Source organism: Pseudomonas sp. OF001 (genome assembly GCF_904426495.1).
In the GTDB taxonomy this organism is placed as follows: domain Bacteria; phylum Pseudomonadota; class Gammaproteobacteria; order Pseudomonadales; family Pseudomonadaceae; genus Geopseudomonas.
Genome location: NZ_CAJGBM010000056.1, coordinates 74,427 through 98,942 on the forward strand (window position 1 = coordinate 74,427; position 24,516 = coordinate 98,942).

General features: G+C 69.6%; 22 protein-coding genes. 8 read left to right on the forward strand and 14 right to left on the reverse strand.

The genetic code is table 11. The features are described 5' to 3' along the window. Position 1: 1 nt before the first annotated feature. Positions 2-1,858, reverse strand: a complete 1,857-nt coding sequence (locus RA210_RS19000) for a copper resistance system multicopper oxidase (protein WP_201487656.1) — start codon at positions 1,856-1,858, stop codon at positions 2-4. 339 nt (positions 1,859-2,197) lie between these two features. Here RA210_RS19000 and RA210_RS19005 point away from each other — a divergent pair, with 339 nt between their 5' ends. Next, positions 2,198-3,262, forward strand: coding sequence for a response regulator (locus RA210_RS19005; RefSeq protein ID WP_201487657.1), 1,065 nt, complete (start codon positions 2,198-2,200; stop codon positions 3,260-3,262). A gap of 15 nt (positions 3,263-3,277) precedes the next feature. Here RA210_RS19005 and nadE read toward each other — a convergent pair whose 3' ends face one another. From nadE to RA210_RS19020, 3 genes are read right to left on the reverse strand one after another with little or no spacing between them, the layout of a single operon-like run. Next, entirely contained in the window at positions 3,278-4,105 is an 828-nt protein-coding gene (nadE, locus tag RA210_RS19010) for an ammonia-dependent NAD(+) synthetase (protein WP_201487658.1), read from the reverse strand. 1 nt (position 4,106) lies between these two features. Further along, entirely contained in the window at positions 4,107-5,321 is a 1,215-nt protein-coding gene (gene pncB / locus RA210_RS19015; protein ID WP_201487659.1) for a nicotinate phosphoribosyltransferase, read from the reverse strand. A 1-nt stretch (position 5,322) separates the two neighbouring features. Then, positions 5,323-5,967, reverse strand: a complete 645-nt coding sequence (locus RA210_RS19020; protein WP_201487660.1) for a nicotinamidase — start codon at positions 5,965-5,967, stop codon at positions 5,323-5,325. Positions 5,968-6,240: 273 nt separating this feature from the next. On the opposite strand from RA210_RS19020, the gene RA210_RS19025 reads away from it, so the two are divergent. After that, the gene (locus RA210_RS19025) at positions 6,241-6,939 is read left to right on the forward strand and encodes an NUDIX hydrolase (RefSeq protein ID WP_201487661.1); all 699 of its coding nucleotides are present in this window, start codon (positions 6,241-6,243) and stop codon (positions 6,937-6,939) included. 52 nt (positions 6,940-6,991) lie between these two features. Here RA210_RS19025 and RA210_RS19030 read toward each other — a convergent pair whose 3' ends face one another. The 4 genes from RA210_RS19030 to RA210_RS21945 form a co-directional block, all read right to left on the reverse strand. Then, positions 6,992-7,438, reverse strand: coding sequence for a DUF411 domain-containing protein (locus tag RA210_RS19030; protein WP_201487662.1), 447 nt, complete (start codon positions 7,436-7,438; stop codon positions 6,992-6,994). Positions 7,439-7,454: 16 nt separating this feature from the next. After that, complete coding sequence (locus tag RA210_RS19035) at positions 7,455-7,724, reverse strand: heavy-metal-associated domain-containing protein (RefSeq protein ID WP_201487663.1); 270 nt, start codon at positions 7,722-7,724, stop codon at positions 7,455-7,457. Between the two features lie 86 nt (positions 7,725-7,810). Next, positions 7,811-9,892, reverse strand: a complete 2,082-nt coding sequence (locus tag RA210_RS19040; RefSeq protein WP_268932807.1) for a copper-transporting P-type ATPase — start codon at positions 9,890-9,892, stop codon at positions 7,811-7,813. Between the two features lie 117 nt (positions 9,893-10,009). Then, positions 10,010-10,258, reverse strand: a complete 249-nt coding sequence (locus tag RA210_RS21945) for a DUF2933 domain-containing protein (protein ID WP_236574813.1) — start codon at positions 10,256-10,258, stop codon at positions 10,010-10,012. A gap of 205 nt (positions 10,259-10,463) precedes the next feature. Here RA210_RS21945 and RA210_RS19045 point away from each other — a divergent pair, with 205 nt between their 5' ends. After that, on the forward strand, positions 10,464-10,868 hold the full coding sequence (locus RA210_RS19045) for a hypothetical protein (RefSeq protein WP_201487664.1): 405 nt from the start codon (positions 10,464-10,466) through the stop codon (positions 10,866-10,868). A gap of 35 nt (positions 10,869-10,903) precedes the next feature. Here the strand turns inward: RA210_RS19045 and RA210_RS19050 are convergent, their stop codons facing one another. Both RA210_RS19050 and RA210_RS19055 read right to left on the reverse strand, forming a co-directional pair. After that, positions 10,904-12,091, reverse strand: a complete 1,188-nt coding sequence (locus RA210_RS19050) for an EAL domain-containing response regulator (protein WP_201487665.1) — start codon at positions 12,089-12,091, stop codon at positions 10,904-10,906. Positions 12,092-12,107: 16 nt separating this feature from the next. Continuing rightward, on the reverse strand, positions 12,108-15,716 hold the full coding sequence (locus RA210_RS19055; protein WP_201487666.1) for a CHASE domain-containing protein: 3,609 nt from the start codon (positions 15,714-15,716) through the stop codon (positions 12,108-12,110). A 243-nt stretch (positions 15,717-15,959) separates the two neighbouring features. Between RA210_RS19055 and RA210_RS19060 the strand changes: the two genes are divergently transcribed. Continuing rightward, on the forward strand, positions 15,960-16,637 hold the full coding sequence (locus tag RA210_RS19060; protein ID WP_201487667.1) for a heavy metal response regulator transcription factor: 678 nt from the start codon (positions 15,960-15,962) through the stop codon (positions 16,635-16,637). Next, positions 16,637-18,028 (forward strand): heavy metal sensor histidine kinase, encoded by a 1,392-nt coding sequence (locus tag RA210_RS19065; protein WP_201487711.1) that lies wholly within the window; start codon positions 16,637-16,639, stop codon positions 18,026-18,028. The genes RA210_RS19060 and RA210_RS19065 overlap by 1 nt, the downstream gene beginning before the upstream one ends. On the opposite strand, the gene RA210_RS19070 is transcribed toward RA210_RS19065, so the two are convergent. Both RA210_RS19070 and RA210_RS19075 read right to left on the reverse strand, forming a co-directional pair. Then, entirely contained in the window at positions 17,997-18,785 is a 789-nt protein-coding gene (locus RA210_RS19070; protein WP_201487668.1) for a general secretion pathway protein GspB, read from the reverse strand. The genes RA210_RS19065 and RA210_RS19070 overlap by 32 nt on opposite strands. Before the next feature lie 2 nt (positions 18,786-18,787). Then, positions 18,788-20,605 (reverse strand): AAA family ATPase, encoded by a 1,818-nt coding sequence (locus tag RA210_RS19075; RefSeq protein WP_201487669.1) that lies wholly within the window; start codon positions 20,603-20,605, stop codon positions 18,788-18,790. Positions 20,606-20,834: 229 nt separating this feature from the next. On the opposite strand from RA210_RS19075, the gene csgE reads away from it, so the two are divergent. The 3 genes from csgE to RA210_RS19090 are packed head-to-tail and all read left to right on the forward strand — an operon-like array spanning position 20,835 to position 22,571. After that, on the forward strand, positions 20,835-21,266 hold the full coding sequence (gene csgE, locus RA210_RS19080) for a curli production assembly/transport protein CsgE (protein WP_442963409.1): 432 nt from the start codon (positions 20,835-20,837) through the stop codon (positions 21,264-21,266). Positions 21,267-21,268: 2 nt separating this feature from the next. After that, positions 21,269-21,670 carry a curli assembly protein CsgF gene (locus RA210_RS19085; protein WP_201487671.1) on the forward strand — a complete coding sequence of 134 codons (402 nt, stop codon included), beginning with the start codon at positions 21,269-21,271 and terminating at the stop codon, positions 21,668-21,670. A 46-nt stretch (positions 21,671-21,716) separates the two neighbouring features. Beyond that, positions 21,717-22,571: a CsgG/HfaB family protein gene (locus tag RA210_RS19090; protein ID WP_136490607.1), complete on the forward strand. Its 855-nt coding sequence runs from the start codon at positions 21,717-21,719 to the stop codon at positions 22,569-22,571. A 35-nt stretch (positions 22,572-22,606) separates the two neighbouring features. Here the strand turns inward: RA210_RS19090 and RA210_RS19095 are convergent, their stop codons facing one another. Both RA210_RS19095 and RA210_RS19100 read right to left on the reverse strand, forming a co-directional pair. Beyond that, positions 22,607-22,945, reverse strand: coding sequence for a hypothetical protein (locus RA210_RS19095; protein ID WP_201487672.1), 339 nt, complete (start codon positions 22,943-22,945; stop codon positions 22,607-22,609). Positions 22,946-23,010: 65 nt separating this feature from the next. Next, positions 23,011-24,468 (reverse strand): curlin, encoded by a 1,458-nt coding sequence (locus RA210_RS19100; protein WP_201487673.1) that lies wholly within the window; start codon positions 24,466-24,468, stop codon positions 23,011-23,013. Positions 24,469-24,516 lie beyond the last annotated feature (48 nt).

Here is a 24,516-nt window from a genome sequence, read left to right on the forward strand (position 1 = left end):
CTCATTCCTCGACGCGGACTTCGCGGAACATGCCGAGGTCCATGTGCATCAGCATGTGGCAGTGGTAGGCCCAGCGGCCGAGGGCGTCGGCGGTGACGCGGTAGCTGCGGATCGCACCGGGCGGCATGTCGATGGTGTGCTTGCGCACCCTGAAGTTGCCCTGCTCGTCCTCCAGGTCGCTCCACAGGCCGTGCAGGTGGATGGGGTGGTGCATCATGGTGTCGTTGACCAGCACGATGCGCATGCGCTCGCCGTACTTGAGGCGGATCGGCTCGGCGTGGGCGAAGGGCACGCCGTCGATCGACCAGGAAAAGCGCTCCATGTGGCCGGTCAGGTGCAGCTCGATCGTGCGGCTCGGGGCGCGGCCGTCCGGGTCGGCGAAGCGGCTGCGCAGGTCGGCGTAGGTCAGCACGCGGCGGCCGTTGTCGCGCAGGCCGATGCCCGGATCGTCCAGCTTGGCGGTGGGCGCCATGGTCTGCATGTCGATCAGCGGATTGTTCGCCTCGCTGGCCGGGTGACCCTGCATGGCTATGGCCGCGCCGGCCGGCGCACCGTGATTCATGCCGGCCATGCTGCCGTGGTCCATGCCCGCCATCTGCCCGTGATCCATCCCGGCCATGGCCGCGTGCGCCATGCCGCCCTGCGTCGCTGCGCCGTGGCTCATGTCGCCGTGGTTCATTGCGGCATGGTCCATGCCGGTCGTGGCTGAACCATGGCTGCCATGCGCGCCATGATCGCCATGGCCCATGTCGGCCATGCTCAGTTCGGGGCGCGGATCGGGCGCCGGCACCGGTGCGGAGAGGCCCTCGCGCAGCGCCAGGGTGCCGCGGGCGTAGCCGCTGCGGTCCATGGACTGGGCGAACAGGGTGTAGGCGTCCTGACTGCCATCCGGGGTGACGATCACGTCGTAGGTTTCCGCCACGCCCAGGCGGATCTCGTCGACCTCGACCGGCTCGACGTTCTGGCCGTCGGCGGCGACCACGGTGAGCTTGAGGCCGGGGATGCGGAAGTCGAAGTAGGTCATCGCCGCGGCGTTGATCAGGCGCAGGCGGATGCGCTCGCCCGGCTGGAACAGTCCGGTCCAGTTGCCGTCCGGTGCCTGGCCGTTGAGCAGGTAGGTGTAGGTGGCGCCGCTGACGTCGGCCAGATCCGTCGGGCTCATGTTCATCTTCGCCCAGGCCCAGCGCTCGCTGAAGGTATCGCTCCAGCCCTGTTCGCCGACGTCGCGGATGAAGTCGCCGACGGTGCGGCGGTGCTGGTTGTAGTAGTCGGCCTGCTTCTTCAGCTTGGCCAGCACCCGCGCCGGGTTCTCGTCGGTCCAGTCGGAGAGCATCACCACGTAGTCGCGCTCGTACTGGAACGGCTCCGGCTCCAGCGGGTCGATCACCAGCGGGCCGTAGAGGCCGCGCTGTTCCTGGAAGCCGGAATGGCTGTGGTACCAGTAGGTGCCGCTCTGCTTCACCTTGAACTTGTATTCGTACATGCCGTCCGGGGCGATGCCGGCGAAGCTGAAGCCCGGCACGCCGTCCATGTTGGCCGGCAGCAGGATGCCGTGCCAGTGGATCGAGGTGTCCTCCTTGAGGCGGTTGCGCACCCGCAGGGTCACCACGTCGCCCTCGCGCCAGCGCAGCAGCGGCGCCGGCAGGCTGCCGTTGACCGCCACGGCGGTGCGCGCCTTGCCGGTGAAGTCGACCGGCAGCTCGTCGATGGTCAGGTCGAACTGGGTGCCGGCCAGCACGCCCGGCTGGCCGGGCCGGTCCAGCGCCCACACCGGCTGGCGCCACAGGCCGAGGCCGGCGAGCACGCCGCCGGCAGCCAGGCCCTTGAGGAAGGTTCGTCGTGAAGTCAGAGATGGCATGCTGTTCCTGTCCCGTCTTTTCGGGGGCGCGCAGCGGCGCTCCCGGGCTGATCCGCCTGCGGCGGAATTCCCTCGATATGGTCACACCATAGCCGGCGCAAGCTGTCGGGAAGCTGAGACGAAGATTACGCTTTTGTCAGGTTGCCGATCAGGAGCGGGCGCCCCGGCCTTGCCGGCCGCAGCCATGTGCCATACTGGCTGCAGATGGCGGCTTGAACAGCGCCGCTGTCCGGACATCCTTTCGAGCGCCTCGGCGCCAGGGACTTCGCAGCTTGACCCCATCCCGTCAGATCCGGGATCTTCGGGGCTCAGGCGCTCGATTTCAAAGGACGGAAGCTCATGCCGAACATTCCCGAACACCTGCGCCAGGCCAGCATCGCTTTGCTGGAGAGTAGCGCCGGCAGCTTGAGCCTGCTGCAGGATGCCCTCGAGGCGGCCGGCCTGAAGAACACGCGGGTATTGGCCGATCCCGCGAACGGTCTGGCCTGGCTGCTGGAAAACACCTGGGATCTGCTGCTGCTCGATCTCGACATGTCCCGCCCGGGTGGTTTCGAGATCCTGCGGCTGCTGCGCAAGTACCTGCCGGAAAACCAGCCGATACTCGCGGTTTCCTGCCGCAACGACGTGGAGAGCCGCCACCGCGCCCTCGACCTGGGCGTCAGCGACTATCTGTGCAAGCCGGTCGACCACCGGGAGATGCTCCTGCGTCTGCGCAACCACCTCAACCTCTGGTTCACCCGTCTCGAGCTGGACCAGGAGCGGCGCTGGCTCGAGCAGCGCGTCGAGGAGCACGGCCGCGAGCTCGAGAAGGCCACGGAAACCATCGTCCGCTGTCTGGTGCGCGTCACCGAATACCGCGACAACCAGAATGGCCACCACATGATGCGCATCGGCGAGAGCGTCGCCCTGCTGGCGCGTGCCTGCGGCTGCCGGGAGGAGTGGGTCGGCCAGCTGCGGGTGGCCGCGACCATGCACGATGTCGGCATGGTTGGCATTCCCGACTACATCCTGCTCAAGCCCGGCCCGCTCGACGAGGCGGAGACGCAGGTGATGCGCCGGCATGCGCAGCTGGGCCACCAGTTCCTCAGCGACTCCGCGGCCAATCCGCTGCTGCAGCTCGCCGCGGAGGTCGCGCTGCACCATCACGAGCGCTGGGATGGCAGCGGTTACCCTGCGGGGCTCAAGGGCGAGGCCATCCCCCTGTCCGCGCGCATCGTCGCGCTCTGCGACGTGTACGACGTGCTGCGCACCCCGCGGCCGTTCAGGCCGGCGTGGACCGTGAAGGAGGCGCAGCTCTACATCCGCGAGCAGTCGGGGCGGCAGTTCGACCCCGAGCTGGTCCGCCTGATGGACCGGCACATGTTCGAGCAGTTCGAGAGCCTGCGCCTGGTCTGGAGCGATTGACCGCTCGGCGCGGTGTCACGGCACCCTGGGCAGCGCGCGCTTGTGGGTGGTGGCCGCCCAGGTGCGCCGGATGATGTCCGCGGCGCGCTCGGATACCGGCTGGCCGTGCAGGAAGGCGTCGATCTCGGCGTAGCTGACGCCGTGGGCTTCCTCGTCGGGCCGGCCGGGGCGCAGTTCCTCGAGGTCGGCGGTCGGCACCTTGTGCACCAGCTCGGCCGGCGCGCCGAGGCGGGCGGCGAGGGCGCGCACCTGGTGCTTGACCAGCCCGGTCAGCGGTGCCAGGTCGCAGGCGCCGTCGCCGAACTTGGTGAAGAAGCCCATCACTGCCTCGGCGGCGTGGTCGGTACCGATCACCAGGCCGTTGCGCGCGTTGGCGATGGCGTACTGGGCGACCATGCGCACCCGCGCCTTGACGTTGCCGACCACGAAGTCGCGGCGTCCGGGCGTCAGCGGATCGAGTTCGGCGACCTGGTCGACCAGCCCGCGCACGGCGCCGCCGATGTTCACCGTCTGTTCCTCGTCGGTGCGGATGAAGCGCATGGCGGCCTGGGCATCGGCCTCGTCGTGCTGGGTGTCGTGGGGCAGGCGCACGGCGATGAATCGGTAGTCGGCATCGTCGGTTTCCGCGCGCAGCTCCTCGACAGCGAGCTGGGCCAGGCGCCCGGCGGTCGACGAGTCGACCCCGCCGCTGATGCCGAGCACCAGCACCTTGAGGCCGGTCTCGCGCAGGCAGTTCTTGATGAAGGCCTTGCGCCGGTCGATTTCCGCCAGTTCGGCGGCGGCATCGGCGAAGGGGGGCACCACCGCCAGCTCGGCGGCGATCCGTTGTTGCAGCTCGTTCATCTCAGGCTCCTTCTGTGGCGCTGGGGACACGGAACACGTGTTTGAGGTAGGCGACGAAGTTCGGGTCGCGGCACTGGGTCTTGCCGGGGGCGTCGGAGATCTTAGCCACCGGCTCGCCGTTGCAAGCCGTCATCTTGATCACCATGTTGGTCGGCGTCACCCCCGGAATGTCGCAGGTCAGGTTGGTGCCGATGCCGAAGCTGACGTTGATCCGCCCGCGCAGCTGGCGGTACAGGGCCAGCGCGCGCGGGAAGTCGAGGCCGTCGGAGAACACCAGGGTCTTGCCGCGCGGGTCGATGCCGAGTTTCTCGTAATGGGCGATGGCCTTCTCCGCCCAGGCCAGCGGGTCGCCGGAGTCGTGGCGCAGGCCGTCGAAGAGCTTGGCGAAGTACAGGTCGAAGTCGGCGAGGAAGGCATCCATGGTGATGCAGTCGGTCAGGGCGATGCCGAGCAGGCCGCGGTACTCGCGCACCCAGCAGTCCAGCGCGGCGCGCTGGCTGTCGATCAGCCGCGGGCCGAGCTGCTGGTGGGCCATCAGCCACTCGTGGGCCATGGTGCCGATGGGCTTGAGGCCGTACTCGCGCGCCAGGTGCACGTTGCTGGTGCCGACGAAGTGGCCGGGGAAGTCGTGGCGCAGGATGTTCACCACCTCTTCCTGGGTGCGGTAGGAGAAGCGCCGGCGGGTGCCGAAGTCGGCCAGCTGGAAACCGGCCAGCTCGGAGGGGGTGGCCTCGCGGCGCAGCGCGTCGAGCTTGGCGTAGAGGCGTTCGGCGACCTGCTCGAGGACCACCTCGCGATAGCGGTAGCGGTTGCGCACCTCGCTGACGATGGCCAGCAACGGCACCTCGAAGAGGATCACGTGCAGCCAGGGGCCGCGCACGCGGATCGCCAGCTGGCCATCCTCGATGGCGGTGTGCACGTAGCGCAGGTTGAAGCGGAACAGGCCGAGGAAACGCAGGAAATCGGCCTTGAGGAACGGGATGCGCTCGAGGAAAGCCAGTTGGTCGGCGCTCATGGACAGTTCCTCGAGGCGTCCGATCTGATGGCGGATCTCGGCGAGATAGGGGCTGAGATCCTCGTCGCTGCGGCAGCGGAACTCCCACTCCACCTCGGCGTTGGGATAGTTGTGCAGCACCGCCTGCATCATGGTCAGCTTGTAGAAGTCGGTGTCGAGCAGGCTCTGCACGATGCGTTCGGCGAATACGCTCTCGGCCATCTCAGTGCTCCCGGGCGGTGGCGAAGGCGGCGTCCAGCGCCTGCGCGGTGGGGTAGAGGGCGACGCCGGCGGCTTCCAGCTCGGCGAGGGCGATGCGCGCGCTGTCCTCAGCCAGCGCGCGGCAGGCCGGCAGGTAGACGCCGACCGCGAAGCCGGCGCGGCGCAGCTGCAGGGCGGTGGTGCGCACGCAGTAGTCCAGCGCCAGGCCGCCGACCAGCACCAGCTCGACCGCCTGCTGGCGGAGGAACTCGATGGCGCCGGTGCTGCGCCGCTCGGCCAGATCGTGGTAGCAGGCGCCGTAGGGGTGCAGGTCCGGCTCGATGCCTTTCCAGACAAAGTAGTCGTAGTCCAGTGGCGCCGGCAGCGTGTCGAGCAGCTCGAAGCCGGGCGTGCCGGTCACGCAGTGGCTGACCCAGGTCAGGTCGGCGTTGGCCAGCGCCAGCGGCTGCAGCATCTCCGCGTGGCTGGCGACCTGCCAGGCCGCCGCCGGGCTGTGGGCGTCCTTGCTGCCCAGGCGCAGATGCGCCTTGCTCGCCAGGTGGTTGAGCGCCGGGGCGATCTGGTCGCCGCCGGGCACCGGCAGCTCGTCGGGGCAGAGCGGGGTGAAGCCTTTCTGGGCATCGACATCGAAGCTGGCTATGCGCATGACCGGGGTCTCGGCTTGGGGTGTGGCTATATATATTTCACCTAATGAAATAAGTAGTCAAGCGTTGCTCGAGATCGCGGCTTCTGGGCTTTCCCCGCGAGTAGCACCTGATCAACCTGTAGGGGCGAATTTATTCGCCAGCTCGGCCCTGTCAGGCGAATGAATTCGCCCCTACAGCCACTTGCGTCGGCGATGCGCGGCAATGGATTTATTTCTTCTTGCGTAAAAAGTGGCAGAATACAAACAGATGGCATCGACGGTTCGGGAGGATGGATGAATTCGGCGGAAATTCTGGCGAGCGTGGACATAGTGGCGCTGCGCCTGGGCGGGGAGGGCCTGGAGGTGCTGCTCCGCCTGCGTGCGGACAGCACGGAGATCCCCTATCCCGGCAAATGGGCGCTGCCGGGCGTGCTGATCAACGGTCTGCAGAGTGACCGCACCCTCGAGGATGCGGTGGTGCGGGCACTGACCTTCAAGGCGCATATCGAGCCGGCCTACCTGGAGCAGGTCGGCACCGAGGGCAACGACGTGCGCGACCCGCGCGGCTGGTCGATCACCACCTTCTATCTGGCATTGCTGGCGCCGCAGCCCACGCTCCAGGAGGCCGACCTGCGCTTCGTGCCGCTCGGGCAGATCCTCGACGGCAGCTTCCCCTTGCCGTTCGACCACGCCCAGCTGGTACGCCGGGTGGCCGAGCGGCTGGCCGGCAAGTCGGTGTACACCGCGCTGCCGCTGTACCTGCTCGGCCCACGCTTCACCGTCGGCGAGGCGCTGACCGCCTTCGAGGCCTGCCTCGGCCAGGCGGTGCAGCACACCACCCTGCGCGGGCGGCTGGAGAAGATGAAGAGCCAGGGCTGGATTCGCGACACCGGCGAGAAGAACCGGCCGCCGATGGGCCGGCCGCAGGTCATCTACGAGCACTGCCCGCCGAAGGGCGAGGTGTTCGTCTTTGACCGCAGCCTGCTGGCCTGAGCCTGGCCGGTTGCCGGGGCCTACACGGCTCGGCCGGCAGCCGCGCAGCCGGTCACTTGGCCGGGTAGTCGGCCACCACCTCGTCGGTGCCGTCCCTGGTCAGGCCGATCACCTGGTAGGCGTCCCGGCGGTCGCCGTATTCCATGCCCGGCGAACCGGCCGGCATGCCCGGCACGGCGAGGCCGAGCAGGTCGGGGCGCTGGCGCAGTTCGAGGATCTGCGCCGCCGGCACGTGGCCCTCGACGAACTTGCCGTCGATCACCCCCGTATGGCATGAGGCCAGCCGCGGCGCCACGCCGAGGCGCTGCTTGACCGCGCTCATGTCCGGCTCGACGTGGTCGCGCACGCTGAAGCCGTTGGCCTCCAGGTGCTTGATCCAGTCCTTGCAGCAGCCGCAGTTGGCGTCGCGGTGGACGTCGATGGTCAGGGCGTCGGCGGCCTGGACGGCGCCGCTCATCAGCAGGGCGGCGAGGGTGGCGATACGCAGTTTGGCGTGCATGAGAATCCTCCGTTGGTTAACCGTGACAGCCGCAACCGACGCCGCAGCCGCCGGTCTTGGCGGCTGCCGGTGCGCTGGCCGGGCCGGCCAGTTGCGCCGGGTAGCCGGCGTCATCCAGGGCGGCGATCAGGGCGGCGCCGTCGGCGCTGCCGCTGACGAGCACGCGACCGGCCTGCAGGTCGACTTCCACCGCCTCGACACCGGGCAGCGGGCTCAGGGCCTGGGTGACGTGCTTGACGCAGGAACCACAGGTCATGTCCTGGACGTTCAGTTCGATGCTGCTCATCGTGGAACTCCTCTCATGGTGGCCGGCGATTCCGGCCTTGCCATCATCTTCGACCTTGACCTCGTGGCAAGGTCAAGGGTTTTTCTTCAGTCGATCCGAGCCTGGCGCAGGCGCAGGGCGTTGAACACCACCGAGGCCGAGCTGACGCTCATCGCCAGGGCGGCGATCAGCGGCGACAGCAGGTGGCCGGTCAGCGGGTAGAACAGGCCGGCGGCCAGCGGGATGCCCATGGCGTTGTAGAGGAAGGCGAAGGTCAGGTTCTGGTGCATGTTCTTCACCGTGGCCACCGACAGGCTGCGTGCACGCAGGATGCCGAGCAGGTCGCCCTTGACCAGGGTGATCTGGGCGCTGCTCATCGCCACGTCGGTGCCGGTGCCCATGGCGATGCCGACGTCGGCGCGGGCCAGCGCCGGGGCGTCGTTGATGCCGTCGCCGGCCATCGCCACGCGGCGGCCTTCCTGTTGCAGGCGGGCGGCCAGGCGCTCCTTGTCCTGCGGCTTGACCTCGCCGTGCACTTCCTCGATGCCCAGCTGGCGGGCCACCGAACGGGCGGTGGTGAGGCCATCGCCGGTGGCCATGATGACGTTCACGCCAGCCGCCTGCAGACGCTCGACCGCCAGCTTGGAGGTCGGCTTGATCGGGTCGGCCACCGCCAGCAGGCCCGCCAGCGCACCGTCCACCGCCAGGTACATGATGCTGGCGCCCTCGCCGCGCAGCGCTTCGGCCTGGGGCTGCAGGGGCGCGGTGGTAACGCCGGCGTCCTCCAGCAATGTGGTGTTGCCGAGCAGCAAGGGACGGCCGTCGACCTGGCCGCGCACGCCGATGCCGGAGGCGGACTCGAAGGTCTGCGGCGTGCTCAGCGCCAAGCCCTGGGCGCGGGCCTGCTCGACGATGGCATGGGCCAGCGGATGCTCGCTGCCCTGGTCGAGGCTGGCGGCCAGGCGCAGCACTTCGTCGTCGCTGAAGCCGGGGGCGGCGAGGGCGCTGTGGAAGGCCGGGCGGCCCTCGGTGAGGGTACCGGTCTTGTCGACGATCAGGGTGTCGATCCGGCGCAGGTGCTCGATGGCCGCGGCGTCGCGGAACAGCACGCCGCTGGTGGCGGCCTTGCCGGTGGCGACCATCACCGACATCGGTGTGGCCAGGCCGAGGGCGCAGGGGCAGGCGATGATCAGCACCGCCACCGCGTTGATCAGGCCGAACACCCAGCTCGGCTGCGGTCCCCACAGGCCCCAGCCGAGGAAGGTCAGCACGGCGATGGCGATCACCACCAGCACGAAATACCCGGCGATCACGTCGGCCAGGCGTTGCAGCGGCGCCTTGGAGCGCTGGGCCTGAGCGACCATCTGCACGATCTGCGCGAGCATGGTCGCGCTGCCGACCTTCTGGGCTTCCATCACCAGGCTGCCGTGGCGATTGAGGGTGGCGCCGATCAGCGTGTCGCCGGCGCGCTTGGTCACCGGCAGCGGTTCGCCGGTCAGCATCGACTCGTCCACTGCGCTTTCGCCTTCCAGCACGCGGCCGTCGACCGGCACCTTCTCGCCGGGGCGCACGCGCAGCTTGTCGCCGCTGTGTACGTGGCTCAGCGGGATGTCTTCTTCCGAGCCGTCGGCATTGATCCGCCGCGCGGTCTTCGGCGCCAGCCCAAGCAGCGCCTTGATTGCCGCCGAGGTCTGCGAGCGCGCCTTGAGTTCGAGGATCTGGCCGAGCAGGGTCAGCGAGATGATCACCGCCGCGGCCTCGAAGTACACGCCGATGCGCCCGTCCATCACGAAATTGGCCGGGAACACGCCGGGTGCCAGGGTGGCGGCGACGCTGTACAGCCAGGCGGCGGCGGTGCCCAGGCCGATCAGCGTCCACATGTTGGGGCTGCGGTTGAGCACCGACTTTACGCCGCGCACGTAGAACGGCCAGCCGGCCCACAGCACCACCGGGGTGGCCAGTGCCAGCTCCACCCAGTTCTGCGTAGCGCCATGGAACAGCATCAGCTGGTGGCCGGCCATCGCCAGCACGGTGACGACCACGGTCAGCGGCAGGCTCCACCAGAAGCGCCGGCGGAAGTCCTTGAGCTCGGGGTTTTCCTCCTCTTCCAGCTCGGGGATCACCGGCTCCAGGGCCATGCCGCACTTGGGGCAGGTGCCTGGACCGATCTGGCGCACCTCCGGGTGCATCGGGCAGGTGTATTCGCTGCCGGCTGCAGCCTGGGCCGCCGTGGGCGAGGGCGCCGCGTGCGCATGCTCATGATGGCCGGCGTGGTCGTGCGGGTGGGGAGACGATGAGGTCATGCGCTAGTTCCTTTTCCGCTCCGGATCGTCACGCTGCGCGGAGCGATGGGTGTGGCCACTGTGGGAGTGGCCGAACAGGTGCATCAGCGGGCAGAGCAGCAGGATCAGGTAGGGCAGCAGCCCGGCGGCGTGGGCGTAGTGTTCGCGCGCCAGGTAGAACAGGGCGATGACGGCGAGCATGCCCAGCACGATGCCGGGCTTGCTGCGCCAGAATGAGCGGGACGGTTCGCCCGGGGCGTGGCCTGGATGCATGGTGGGATCTCCTGAAAGAAACGGCGTCCAGTGGACGCCGATTGTCCGAAGGGGCAATGCCAGACAGAAATACTTGCATCGTCATGCTAGACGGCCCTTGCTTACGGAAGGCTGAGCGGCGGATTACATTTCCGTCAGCTACCCGCAGCGTCCGGCGCCCGGGGCTAGAGTGAAATTCCCAACCAGCCTTCGAGAGGGCTTGCACATGAACCGGACGATTCTTTGTGGCGCCATCCTGCTGCTGGCTGCAGCGGGTAGCGCCTGGGCAGAAGAGCAGGCGGCGCCGCCCGAGCAGCAGTGGCAGCAGCACATCACCGAGATGCGCACGCTTCACCAGAACTGGATGGCCGGCAAGACGCCCGAGGAGCGCCAGAAGCTGATGGAGCAGCACTGGCAGGCCATGGGCCGCGGCATGCAGAGCATGGGCGGCTGCATGGGCGGTGGCCATGGCATGGGGATGGGCATGGGCCAGGGTATGGCGCCGGGCATGGGCGGCGGCTGGGCGAGCATGGATACGGTCGAGCAGGTGGATCTGCGCATCCAGCACATGGAGCAGATGCTCGAGCAGTTGCGTGCGCACCGCGAGATGCTGGCCAAACCCAAGCCCTGAGCAGCCGCATCGCCCGGGTGGGCATGCGGGGTGGTTCAGACCAGCTCGCTGCGCCGTGCTTCCCAGCCTTCCAGCCAGGCCGGCAGGCGTTCGGCGGGCATCGCCTTGGCGATGAACCAGCCCTGGGCGACGTCGCAGCCGGCGCTGCGCAGGTGATCCCAGTCGGTGCGGTCCTCGATGCCTTCGGCCACGGTGCGCATGCCCAGCCGGCGGGCCATCTCCAGGCTGGCGCCGAGAATGCCGTCCAGCGACTTGTCGCGCCAGGCGCCGTGCACGAAGCTGCGGTCGATCTTCAGCTCGTTGAAGGGGATGTCGCGCAGCTGCACCAGCGAGGAGTGGCCGGTGCCGAAGTCGTCGATCGACAGGCCGATGCGCTTGAGGCGCAGGCGGGTGAGGATGTCGAGGGCGGCCTGGCGGTTCTTCATCAGGTGGCTCTCGGTGACTTCCAGCACCAGGCTGGTCAGTGGCGCGCCGGCGGCCAGTGCTTCCTGCTCGACCAGGTCGGGGAAGTCCAGCCCCACCAGATTGTCCATCGACACGTTGACCGCCACCTGCAGCTCGATGCCCCGGGCGCGCCACTGCCGCGCATCGGCCAGGGCGTTGCGCAGCACGTCGAGCATCAGCGCGTCGATCAGGCCGTGCTCCTCGGCGAGGGTGACGAAGCGGTCTGGGTAGACCAGGCCGTCCTCGGGGTGCTGCCAGCGCACCAGGGTCTCGACCCCGCTGACCTGCCCGCTGGCGAAGTCGACCTTGGGCTGGTAGTGGTTGACCAGCTGGCCGGCGCGGATGCCGTTGGCCAGCTCCTCGGCGCCGTAGCTGCGTGCCTCGCCGGTCCGTGGGGCATCGCCGCCGGGCAACGCCTGCAGGAGGCGCTGCAGCTGCTCGCTGGAGACCGGCTTGTACAGCGCGCCCGCGACCCGCAGGCGGTGACCGCGGGCCAGGCGCTCGGCGCTCTGCAGGATGCGCTCGTCCTCGCCGCTGACCAGCACCAGGGCGCCGGGGTAGCCCAGGCGCACCAGGTGGCGGATGAACTCGATGCCGTCCATCCCCGGCATCTGCAGATCGCAGAGAATCAGATCGGTGCCGTCGGGCTGCCGCTCCAGGTGCTCGACCGCGGCCTGGGCCCGCTCGCAGGCGAGTACCTGCTGGTAGCCGAGGGTCTTCAACTGGCGGACCAGCAGCTTGCGGATGAACGGGTCGTCGTCGACCACCAGGATTCTCATCGGAATTGCCTCCTGCTCAGACTGGGTTGCCTTCTTTCAGCAACCGGTCGATCCATGCTGCCGTGGCGTGATGAAGGGGATGGAACTCGGCCATGCCGTGGGCCAGCGCGGCACTGTCGCTGTCCTTGATGGCCTGTTCGAGTGCCGTGCACAGCTGGCCCAGGCGCACCGCGCCGACCGCGCGGGACGACGACTTGAGGCGGTGGGCGATGGCGTCGATGCTGTCGCAGTCGTTGCGGGCGAAGGCCTGCAGCAATTGCGGCGCCAGGCTGCGCAGCGACTCGGCGTAGTCGCCGAGAATCTCGCGGATCATCTCGCGGTCCGTGCCGACCAGTGCCGCGAGGACTGTCGCGTCGACCAGCGGCTGGTCGTCCGGCCCCGGCCCGGCGTCAGCCGGCGCCGGGCGGGCCTGCTGGGGCAGCCAGCGCGCCAGGGCGGTCTGCAGGGTGGCCAGGCGGATCGGCTTGGTCAGGTACTCGTCCATGCCGGCCTCCACCGCCCGTGCGGCTTCGCCGCGCATGGCGTTGGCGGTCAGCGCGAGGATCGGGATGCGGCGCTGGCCGGCTTCCTCGGCGCGGATCCGCCTGGCCAACTGGTAGCCGTCCATTTCCGGCATGTGCAGGTCGCTGAGGATCAGGTCGAAGCCGCCCTGGCGCCACAGGCTCAGGGCCTCGCTGCCCTGGCTGGCCAGCGTGAAGTCGTAGCCGAGCAGGGCGAGCTGCTGGCGGATGACCTTGCGGTTCACCGCGTCGTCCTCGACCACCAGCAGGCGCCGGCTGGCGGGGGCCCCGGCGACCGGTGCGGCCGGTGCCGCTGGCTCGGCGGCCGGCTGCGGCGCGCTGGCCAGGGTCAGCGGCAGGCTGACGGTGAAGCGGGTGCCGTGCCCCGGGGTGCTGGCGACGGCGATCTCGCCGCCCAGCAGCTCGACCAGGCGCCGGCAGATGGCCAGGCCCAGGCCACTGCCGCCGAAGCGGCGGGTGGTCGAGGACTCCGCCTGGCTGAAGGGCTGGAACAGCTGGCCGAGATGCTCGGCGGCGATGCCGATGCCGTTGTCCGTCACATCGATGAGCAGGCGCTGCGGGTCGTCCGCGGCCGGACGCACGCCCACCACGACCCGGCCGGGTTGCTCGTCGCGGCCTCCGGAGAACTTGATGGCGTTGCCGATCAGGTTGAAGAGGATCTGCCGCAGGCGCATGGCGTCGGAGCGGATCCAGGGCGGCACCCCGGCGGCGATCTCCGCGTCGAGACGCACCCCGTGCGTGACGGCCAGCGGGCGCAGGGTATCGCACAGGTTATCGAGCAGCTCGACCAGGTTCAGCGGCGCATGCTCGATCTCCAGCCGTCCGGCCTCGATCCTGGAGAAGTCGAGGATGTCGTCGATCACCCCCAGCAGGGTGCCCGATGATTCGCGGATGGTGCGGACCAGGTCGGCCTGGTGGGGCGGCAGCTGGTCCTGGGTGAGCACGTCGATCAGGCCGACCACGCCGTTCATCGGCGTGCGGATCTCGTGGCTCATGGTGGCGAGGAAGGCCGACTTGGCGCGGCTGGCCTGTTCGGCCTCCTCGCGGGCCTGGGTCAGGCTGGCGATCAGCGCCTTGAGCTCGCGGATGTCGCGCAGGGTGCCGATGAAGAAGCGCTGCCCGTGCACGCGGTACTCGGAGACGCTGAGTTCGAGGGCGATCGGCTGGCCGTCCTTGTGCCGGCCGCTGACCTCGCGGCTGGAGCCGACGATGTGCCGCTCGCCGGTCTGCAGATAGCGCGCGATGTAGTCGTCGTGGTGCTCGCGCAACGGCGAGGCCATCAGGCAGGAGATGTTGCGACCGACCAGCTCCTCGGGACGGTAGCCGAGCAGCGGTTCGATGGCCGGATTGACGCTCTGCACGATGCCGCGGCTGTCGATGGTGATCACGCACTCGAGCAGGTGGTCGAGCACCGCGTGGATCTCCGCCTCCTTGGCGTGCAGGTCGGTCAGGGCCTGGCCGCGCTCCTCGATGCGCTGCTGCAACTGGCTGTTCAGCTCGGCGAGCTGGGCGGTGCGCTCGGCGACTACGCGCGAGACCAGCGCATGCCGTCCGGCACTGCCCAGGGTCGCGAAGGTGGCGAGAAAGGCGGTGAGCACGGCGAAACCGAGGAACAGGCGCTCCTCCGCCGTCGAGCCGGGCCGCCACAGCGGGAGCTTTGGGTACATTTCCAGGCGCCAGACGCGCCCGCTGGCGTGGACGTCGCGATGCCAGTCGGGCTCGGCCCCGGCCGGCAGCGAGTCGCTCAGGATGCGCCGGGGCATGCCGGCGGTGACGTCCGAGATGCGCAGGGCGAACTGGCGCTCCTCCGCCTTGCGCCGCAGCGGGGCGAACAGCTGCTGGATGTCCAGGGCGCCGACCACGTAGCCGACCGGCGCTTGTTGCGCAGCGGCGTCGAGCCTGTGCACCGGCACGAAGAGCAGCGATGCCTGGCGTGCGCTGCGGACCAGCCGGATGCGGTCGGAGGCGATGGACTTGCCGTGGTCGAAGGCCTGCCTCATCGCCGTGTGGCGCATCGGCTCCGAGCCGTGGTCGAGGCCCAGCACCGTGCGCCCCAGCGCCAGCGGCTCGCTGTACAGGACGGGAAAGTATTCGGCGCGCTCGGCGGCCGGCTGCAGCCGGCCGCGGCTGTCCAGCTCGACGATGCGATAGCCGGGGAAGCCGCTGGCCGCGACGGCGGCCTCGAAGCCGGCCCGCTGCCGGGCGCCGACCCGCGGCGCCCAGTCCACCCAGAGGATGGCGGGGCGCTGGACGAAGCTCTGGGTGTACTTGCGGAACTCCTCGCGGGTGACCTCCGGGCTGGTGGCGATGAAGTGCGCCAGGCCTTCCAGCGGCAGCAGGGTTTCCGCGACGTCCTGGGTGATGCTGTCGCCGATCACCTCCATCAGCGTGCGCGCCTCGCTGCGGGCGCGCAGGTCCTCCAGTTGCGACAGACCGAGGTGGCCGACGATCAGCAGGGTGAGGGTGACCACCAGCGGCAGGGCGAAGCGGTGGTTGCCCTCGCCGCCGCGCAGGGTCCGGCGGCCCGGCCACAGCAGCAGCGCCAGCGGCGCGAACAGCAGCACGCCGAGGGTGTCGCCGGCCCACCAGCGCAGCCACTCGTTGAACAGGTCGTCGCTGGCGATCCTGCCGCCGGCGACCAGCACGGCGCTGCCGAGGGTCGGCGCGATCAGGCAGGTCAGCGGGCCGGCGGCGAACAGGATGGACACCAGCCGGCGGTCGCGGGCGACCTGCCAGCGTCCCTGCAGGTAGCGCTGCACCAGCCAGACGCAGAGCAGCGTCTGGATGGTCGCGGCTGCGGCGGTGAGGCTGGCCAGGCCGATGCCTTGCAGCGACGCGTCGCGCGACAGGTCGATCAGCAGGTCGCCGAGGAACACGCCGGGCCAGCAGCGCCAACCCCAGACCAGCAGTCCCGCCGTGGCCATGCCGGTCGCCGGCCAGATCGGCGAGGCATAGCCGGTGGACTGGCTCAGCAGGACGCCGACGATGCCGGTCAGCAGGTAGAGACCGGTGAGGGCGAGCACCTTCCAGAGGTAATGCCGCCGGCTGCCCGGAGGCGTGAAGAGTGACGCACCGGTCGGGGTGTCGTGGTCTGTCGCGTGCATCGGCGTCCCGCTCGGTGGAACTTCCAGCCCCGGGTGCCGGGGTGATTCGGCCCGCATCATATTCAGGGGGGAGCGCTCATGCCAATGATCTGTGCTCCGCGATGGTGCAGCGACCCGGGGCGGGCAGATTACATTCGCGTCAGCTTCTGGCTGTCGCGGGCGGCCGGTTGCACAATTCGCCTGGCACTGATGGCCAGCACTTTTGGCCGGAACTTGTGGCCGGAACTTGTGGAGAGTAGCGCGATGAAGATCCTGGTGGCCGAGGACGATCCGAAGATCGGTGCCTACCTGCGGCAGGGCCTGAGCGAGGCGGGGTTCGCCGTCGACGGGGTCGCGGATGGGTCCGAAGCGCTGCACCGTGCGCTGGGCGAGCGCTACGACCTGCTGATCCTCGACGTGATGATGCCCGGCCTCGACGGCTGGGAGGTGCTGCGCCGCCTGCGCGGCGCCGGGCAGGGCGAGCCGGTGCTGTTTCTCACCGCGCGCGACGGCATCGAGGACCGGGTCAGGGGGCTGGAGATGGGCGCCGACGACTACCTGGTCAAGCCGTTCGCCTTCGCCGAGCTGCTGGCGCGGGTGCGCACCCTGCTGCGCCGCGGCCAGGCCAGTGCGGCGCCGACCCGCCTGCAGGTCGCCGACCTGGAGGTGGACCTGCTCAAGCGCCGCGCCAGCCGCGCGGGCCAGCGCATCGACCTGACCGCCAAGGAGTTCGCCCTGCTCGAACTGCTGCTGCGCCGCCAGGGGGAGGTGCTGCCCAAGTCGCTGATCGCCTCGCAGGTGTGGGACATGAACTTCGACAGCGACACCAACGTCATCGAGGTGGCCATCCGCCGCCTGCGGGCCAAGATCGACGACGGCTTCGAGCCCCGGCTGATCCACACCGTGCGCGGCATGGGCTACGTGCTGGATGTGTCCGAGTGATCGCCCGCCTGTCGCTCACCGCGCGCCTCGGCCTGCTGTTCATGCTGGCCCTCACCGGCGTGCTGCTGGCCGCCGGGCTGACGGTCAACCTCCTGAGCCGCGAGCACTTCCTCGACCTCGATCGCCACGCCCTGCACGACAAGCTGCAGGCCAGCCGGCGCCTGCTGGGCAGCCTGGGCCGCGCGGACCGGCTGGAGGCCCTGGGCCCGCAGCTGCACACGCTGCTCGGCGCGCACCAGGACCTGCGCGCGCAGATCCTCTCCGGCGACGGCCGGGTGTTGTTCGCCGAGCCCTCCGAGGCGGCAATTCCCGCGCGTTTTCGCACCCGGCTCGACGGGCTGTGGGAGTGGTGGGAGGGCGAGCGTCTGCTGCGCGGGATGACCGCCGAGGTGGCGCTGGCCGAGCCGGGGCAGTCGCTGACCCTGCTGCTGGCGCTGGACGTGACCCACCACGAGGACTTCTTCGCGGCGCTGCAGCGCTGGCTGTGGATCGCCCTGGGGGTGTGCGCCCTGCTCAGCGCCGGGCTCGGCTGGCTGGTGGCGCGCAGCGGCCTGCGCCCGCTGCGCGAGGTGACCCAGGTGGCCGCCGGCGTGTCGGCGCGCTCGCTCAAGGAGCGCATCCCCGAGCAGACGCTGCCGGTGGAGCTGCGTCCGCTGGTGTCCTCGTTCAACGGCATGCTCGAGCGCCTGGAAGAGTCCTTCGTGCGGCTGTCCAACTTCTCCGCCGACATCGCCCACGAGCTGCGCACGCCGCTGACCCAGCTGATGACCCACACCGAGGTGGTGCTCGGCCGCGCGCGCAGCCTGGAGGAATACCGGGAGGCGCTGTACGGCAACCTCGACGACCTCAAGCGCATGGCGCGGATGATCGACGACATGCTGTTCCTGGCCAAGGCCGACAACGGCCTGATCGCCCCCGAACGACGGCCGCTGGCGCTGCACGAGCTGGTCGAGCAGCTGCTCGACTACTACCGTCTGCTGGCCGAGGAGGCCGGGGTCGAGCTGGCGCAGGGAGGCGAGGGCTGGATCGAGGGGGAGCCCGGGATGCTGCGCCGTGCGCTGTCCAACCTGCTGGGCAATGCCCTGCGCTACACGCCGGCCGGCGGCTGCATCCGCGTGAGCATCGGGCAGCGCGGCGGGCAGGTGCTGCTGGAGGTGGAGAATCCCGGGCCGACGATTCCCGCCGAGCATCTGGGGCGGCTGTTCGACCGCTTCTACCGGGTCGACCCGGCGCGCCGCGAGGGCGGCCACGCCGGGCTGGGGCTGGCGATCACCCGCTCCATCGTCGAGGCCCACCGCGGCAGCATCCGCTGCACCTCGGCCGACGGACTGACCCGCTTCGAGCTGGGTTTCCCCGCCCTCAGCGCTGCGGACGGAAGCGGTAGCCGCTGAAGCTCAGCACCACGCCGTCGCTGGCGATGCGCTCCAGGGTGATGCCCGGCGCGGCGCTTTCGCCCTGGCGCAGCACCTTGTCGTTGATCACCGCCATGCGCAGGTCCGGCTGTTCGGCGTAGGAAAATCCGGACACGGACAGCGGCGGGATGCGCTCGCGCACCGTCGGCGGCAGCTCGTAGAAGGCCAGCACCCGGTTGGGTGGGGCGGGGAGCGCGGCGGCCGGCGCCGGCTGTGCCGGGGGCGGGGCGGCGGGCAGGGACCTGGCGGCGATGGGCGTGGGTTCCTGAGCGGGGAGCACGGTTCTGGGCGCCGGTGCCGGCTGGACCGGCAGCGCGACCTGCGCCGGAGCCGGCAGCGGCTCCGCGGCTGGCGCAATGGCTGGCTGCGCGGCGGGAGCGCTCGGCGGCGGCGCAGCGACCAGCGTCTGCACCGCCGGGGCGCTCGTCGTCCCGGCCGGTGGCTCGACGGGCGCCGCCGCGACCGGCGCGGCGCTGGCCACTGGAGCCGGCATGGCGGCGACGGGCGAGGCGGCCGGGGCAACGGTCGCCTCGGGCGGCGGCGACTGCCAGGGGCGCCACCAGCCGGTCACCGCCACCGCCAGCAGCAGGGCGCCGCCGGTCAGCAGTGGCAGGCGATTGGCGGCGAACGGCAGGGTGGCCGGCGCCTCCGCGGCGGGCAGGGTGGCGAGATCCGGCACCCGGCCTTGCTGGCGGGCGTATTCGGACTTCTTCAGGGCTTCGAGTATGTAGGACATGGCTAGTGGTCCTGCTGGGCCAGAACCGGCGCTTCGGCGTCGGTGAGGGCGGCGAGGCGGGCCAGGGTCATCCGGCCGACCAGGCCGTCGGCCTTGAGGCCGTGGGCACGCTGGAAGTCACGCACCCGCCGGGCCAGTTCCTCGGTGAACAGGTTGCCGGCGCTGCCGCGCGGGGGCGTACCTTCCCAGCGCGCCAGGCGCTGGTCGATCCAGGCTACCGCCGGATCGCGGGCGCCGATGCCCAGCCCGCGGCCCCAGCCCTCGGGGGCGCGCCAGAGCAGGGTGTAGCGGCCGGTCCACTGGCGCATCAGGCTGTCCAGCGGCACTTCCTGAATCTTGCCGGCCACGGCCAGGCGGACCTGCTCCGGCCCCAGCTCAAGCAGGGTGGCGAGGAAGTCGGGACCGTCGGCCTGGCGCAGTTCGACGATGGCCGGGCTGTTGAAGCTGCGCAGCGAGGCGAGGCCGTCGTTCATCGGCAGGCAGTGCAGGTCCACCTGGCCGGCGCGCCGGCAGGCGTCCTCCAGGGCGGTCGGTTCGGCGACCTCGATCTGCCACTGGGCGAACAGGCTGCGTACCGCCATGGCCTCGTGCAGCCAGTGCTCCTCGCGGCCCGGGGCGGCGATGATGCCGGCAGAACTCTCGCTGCTGGCGGGTTGCCGCTCTGCGGGCGGCGCGGGCTCTGCCGTGTCGGCGGCAGGCCCGCTACTGGCGAGCGGCTCGGCAGTGGCCGGCGCGGGAGCGCTGTCGCTGGCCGCCAGCGGCGGCGTCTCCTGCTCTGCCGACGCAGGTCCGCGGTCCGCTGCCGGGACGACGGCAAGCGGCGGGGCGGGGCGGTCCGCGGCCACCGGCGCGGTCGCTTCGCTGCGCTGCTCGATCTGCACCGGGGGCGCGGGGCGCGGCAGCTGCGGGACGGGCAGGCCGTGCTGTATGGCCACGGCCAGCCCGGCGAGCACGGCCACGGCGAGGGCCGTGGTCAGCGTCGGCGGCAGGCGTGCCGGCGGTCTGCCGACGGGTTCGCCCAGCACCTCGCGGGCGGCGCGCTTCAGGGTGGCGCTGTCCACGGCCTGCCGGCCCCTGACGTAGGCGCCGAGCAGGGCGCGGTCGCAGATCAGGTTGATCAGCCGCGGCGTGCCGCCGCTCAGGTGGTAGAGGCGTTGCAGCACGCGCGGCGGAAACAGGGTGGCGCGCGCGCCGGCCACCGCCAGGCGGTGCTGCACGTAGGTACTGACCTCCTGGCTCGACAGCGGCTCCAGGTGGTAGCGCGCGACTATGCGCTGGGCCAGCTGGCGCATCTGCGGCTGCGCCAGGCGCTCGCGCAGTTCCGGCTGGCCGAGCAGGATGATCTGCAGCAGCTTGCGCTGGCTGGTCTCCAGGTTGGTCAGCAGGCGCAGCAGCTCCAGCACGTCGTTGGACAGGTTCTGCGCCTCGTCGACGATCAGCACCGTCTTGCGCCCGCGGGCGTGGCTGGCCAGCAGGTGGGCATTGAGGCGGTCGACCAGCGCCTTGAGGCCGCGCAGGTTGGCGGGCAGTTCGATATGCAGTTCGTCGCACAGGGTGCGCAGCAGCTCCAGCACGTTCACCTTGGGATTGAAGATGAAGGCGATGTCGCAGTGTTCCGGCACCTGCTCCAGCAGGCAGCGGCACAGGGTGGTCTTGCCGGTGCCGACCTCGCCGGTGAGCAGCACGAAGCCGCCGTCGATGCGCAGGCCGTAGAGCAGATGGGCGAGCGCCTCGCGGTGCCGCGCGCTCATGAACAGATAGCGCGGGTCGGGCGAGATCGAGAAGGGCGTCTCGGTGAGGCCGAAATGCTGCTTGTACATGATGGCTTTCCGTGTCTGCTGCACGGCGCAGGGCGGCGCCGTCCCCCGCAGGTCTTCTTCCAGGGTTGAGCATAGTCCGCCTGGCGCAGGGCGCGAGTCGGCCCGACCAGCAGTTTTTTGCTACTGGCGCATCAGGGGCGATGGACTACGCTCGAAATGGGGAAACAAAAAACAGGCGGGAAACGCCATGGAAACTCAAAGACCATCAACGGGGGATTCGTCTGGTTGCGTGTTGGCCTGCCTGCTGCGCAGGCCAGCGCTTTTCCGCGCCTTCGGTCTGGCCTGCGCGCTGCTGGCGGCGCCCCTGCAGGCGCCCCTGCAGGCGGCTGAAGAAGAGGACGAGATCCGTGGCTTCATCGTCGACAACAGCATTTCCCACATCGGCCACGAGTTCTACCGCTACTTCTCCGAGCGACTGCGCGACACCAGCCGGCTGGACTTCAACCTGGTGGTCAGGGAACGGCCTTCGGCGCGTTGGGGGAGCCTGGTATGGGTCGAGTACGAGGGCCGCACGCTGTACCGGCGCTTTCTGGCGCCGAACGTTTCCGAAGTGCAGCCGGTGGCCTACGAGGCCGCCGACCTGATCCAGGAAGCCGTCACGCGCCAGAAGCTGGAGAGCCTGCTGCAAGACACCTACGACTTGGACAAGGATGAGCTATGACCATGAAAAAACGCCCTCTCGCGGCCTGTCTCGGGCTCACCGGTGTCTGCTTGCTGGCGCCGGTGCAGGCCACCGAACTGGTCTACACCCCGGTCAACCCGGCCTTCGGCGGCAACCCGCTGAACGGCCCCTGGCTGCTGGCCAACGCCCAGGCGCAGAACGACCACAAGGACCCGGACCTGGGGGGCACGGGGACCGGCACCACGGCCCTGCAGCGCTTCACCAGCCAGCTGGAGTCGCGCCTGCTTTCGCAACTGCTCACCAACATCCAGAACGGCAATACCGGCAGCCTGACCACCGACTCCTTCCTCATCGATATCGTGGATGTCGACGGTTCCCTGACGATCGTGATCACCGACCGGCTGACGGGGGAGGTCGCCGAGGTCATCGTCGACGGACTCTAGCCCATCAATCGACCGCCGCTGGCATAGAAGCAGGAAGCTCAGGACCATGAACAAGATCATCGCGATGGCAGTGCTGCTAGCCGCCGTGCAGGGGTGCGCCCTGCGCGAGCCGATGCCCGCCGAGAAGGAGCCGGAGATTCCGACCCTCACCCCACGGGCTTCCACCTACTACGACCTGCTCGCCCTGCCGCGTCCCAAGGGGCGCCTGGTGGCCGCCGTGTACGGCTTCCGCGACCAGACCGGCCAGTACAAGCCGACCCCGGCCAGCTCCTTCTCCACCAGCGTGACCCAGGGCGGCGCCAGCATGCTGGTGGATGCGCTGCAGGCCAGCGGCTGGTTCGTGGTGCTGGAGCGCGAGGGCCTGCAGAACGTCCTCACCGAGCGCAAGATCATCCGCGCCTCGCAGAGCAAGCCGGACACCCCGGCCAACATCCAGGCCAACCTGCCTTCGCTGCAGGCGGCCAACATCCTGCTGGAGGGCGGCATAGTCGCCTACGACACCAACGTGCGCAGCGGTGGCGAGGGTGCCCGCTACCTGGGCATCGGCCTGTCCGCCGAGTACCGCGTGGACCAGGTGTCGGTCAACCTGCGGGCGGTGGACGTGCGCAGCGGCCAGGTGCTGGCCAACGTGATGACCAGCAAGACCATCTACTCGGTCAGCCGCAGCGCCGGGGTGTTCAAGTTCATCGAGTTCCAGGAGCTGCTCGAGGCCGAGGCCGGCTACACCACCAACGAGCCGGCGCAGCTGTGCGTGCTGTCGGCCATCGAGGCGGCGGTCGCCCACCTGGTGGCCCAGGGCATCGAGCGGCGCCTGTGGCAGGCCGCGGATGCCGGCACCTTCGAGAATACCTCGTTGCCCAAGTACATGACCCACGGGCAGGCCACCGCCGCCGCGCAGTAGCGCCCAGACGCCCATGGCCGGCCCGTGGGCTGCGGCTATTCGAGTCGCAGCTCGCGGGTTTCGGCGGGCTGCTCCAGTCCATCCACCCACCAGAGCAAGCGGCCCTCGATCCGGCTGGCGCCGGCCATCCGCACGCCGTCGGCCAGCGGGCAGCGCGCCTCCTCGCCCGCTTCGAGCCGGCCCGCCTGGCGCGAGCGGCTGCGTCCCGCCGGCCCCTGGGCGAGTACCTCCAGTTCGTAGCGGACCTGCTGGCCCGTGCCGCGGAAGCACAGGTGTACCGCGGCTTGGCGGGGCGCCGGCTGGCGCAGTTCGAAGTCGACGGCGACACTGCCGGTCGCGGCCAGCAGCAACCCGGTCAGGCTGAGAAGCGGCATGCGTGCCTACCTCCGCTGGACAGAAAAATGCCGCCCGCGAGGGGCGGCAGGCAAGGACGGCAGGCTCAGTTCTGGTTGACGTTGGCGACGTTGCCGGTGCCGAACTGGCTGACGTAGGCGGTGTGGCCGAAGTTCACCTGGTTCACGTAGGCCTCGTTGCCCGAGCCGCCCTGGGTGACGATGGCATAGTTGCCGCTGTCGCTCTGCACGATGCTGGCGAGGTTGTTGTCGCCGTACAGCTGGGCGACCTCGGCGACGTTGCCGCTGCCCGACTGATCCAGCTCGACCATGTTGTCGGTGCCGCTGCTGGTGCCGCCGGCATAGTTGTAGCTGCCGCTCTGGTTGACCACCAGCATGTTGCCGCTGCCTTCCTGCTCGAAATACAGCTCGTTGTAGCTGTCGGTCTGGGCCACCGTGGCCTGGTTGCCGTTGCCGCGCTGGCTCAGGTCGAGGGTCTGGTCGCTGCCGTCCTGGCGCATGCTGATGACGTTGTCGCTGCCCTTCTGGCGCAGCGAGGCGTACTGGTAGCTGCCGTACTGGCCGCCGTTGTTCGGATCCAGCGAGGTGCCGGCGTAGATCTGGTTGCCATTGCCGCGGGAGGAGGCGGTGAGGATGTGGTCGCTGCCTTCCTGGTAGACGTAGCCGAGGTTGCCGATGCCGCTCTGGAAGACTTCCGCGCGCATGCCGAGGGCGTCGTACTGCTCCACCTGCACGGCGTTCTCGTCGCCGAGCTGCACCACCGAGGCCTGGTTCCAGGCGCCGTCGGTCTGGTCGATCACCGCCTCGCTGAGGCTGCCGTCCTGGCGGATGGAGGCGTCGCTCTGGTACTGGTTCTCCTGCCAGGTTGTCGCGTAGTTGTTGTAGCCCTTCTGGTTGGTGCGCGCGTAGTTGTCCTCGCCGCCCATCTGCTCGACATAGGCATCGTTGCCTTCGCCGTACTGCTTCACCTCGATCTGGCTGGCCAGGGCGTTGCCGTCCTGCAGGGTCGCTGCCCGGTTCAGGTCGCCCTCCTGGCGGATGTGGGCGACGTTGTCCATGCCGCCGATCTGGTCGATATTGGCGGTGTTGCCGCCGACGGCATGGCCCTCCTGGTGGATGACCGCCTCGTTGTAGAGGGTGCCTTCCTGCCAGGTGTAGGCGCCGTTGTCCGGGCCGCGCTGCACCTGCCTGGAGAGGCTCTCCAGGGTGCCGAAGATCTGGCTGCTGGCGGCATCGTTGCCGGAGCCGTTCTGCTTCTGCTCGGTCAGGCTCATCCAGTCGCCGTCCTGCTCGATGAAGCCGGTGTTGGTGCTGCCCTTCTGCGTCTGGGTCGCGGTGCTGGTGGTGTAGCTCTGCCAGATGGCGGCGCCGTTGTGGCTGCCGTTCTGGCTCTGCTCGGCGGTGCTGTAGCTGGCCGAACTCTGCATCACGTCGGCGAGGTTGTAGTTGCCGCTCTGGCTCTGGCTGGACGTGCTGTCGTCGGCCATGGCCTGGACACTGATGACGGCCAGTACTGCTGCGGCGAGGGGTTTGAACTGGAACATGGTGTTGCCTCCTGGTATGCCTTTTGTTGACGCATGACGAGAGAGTCA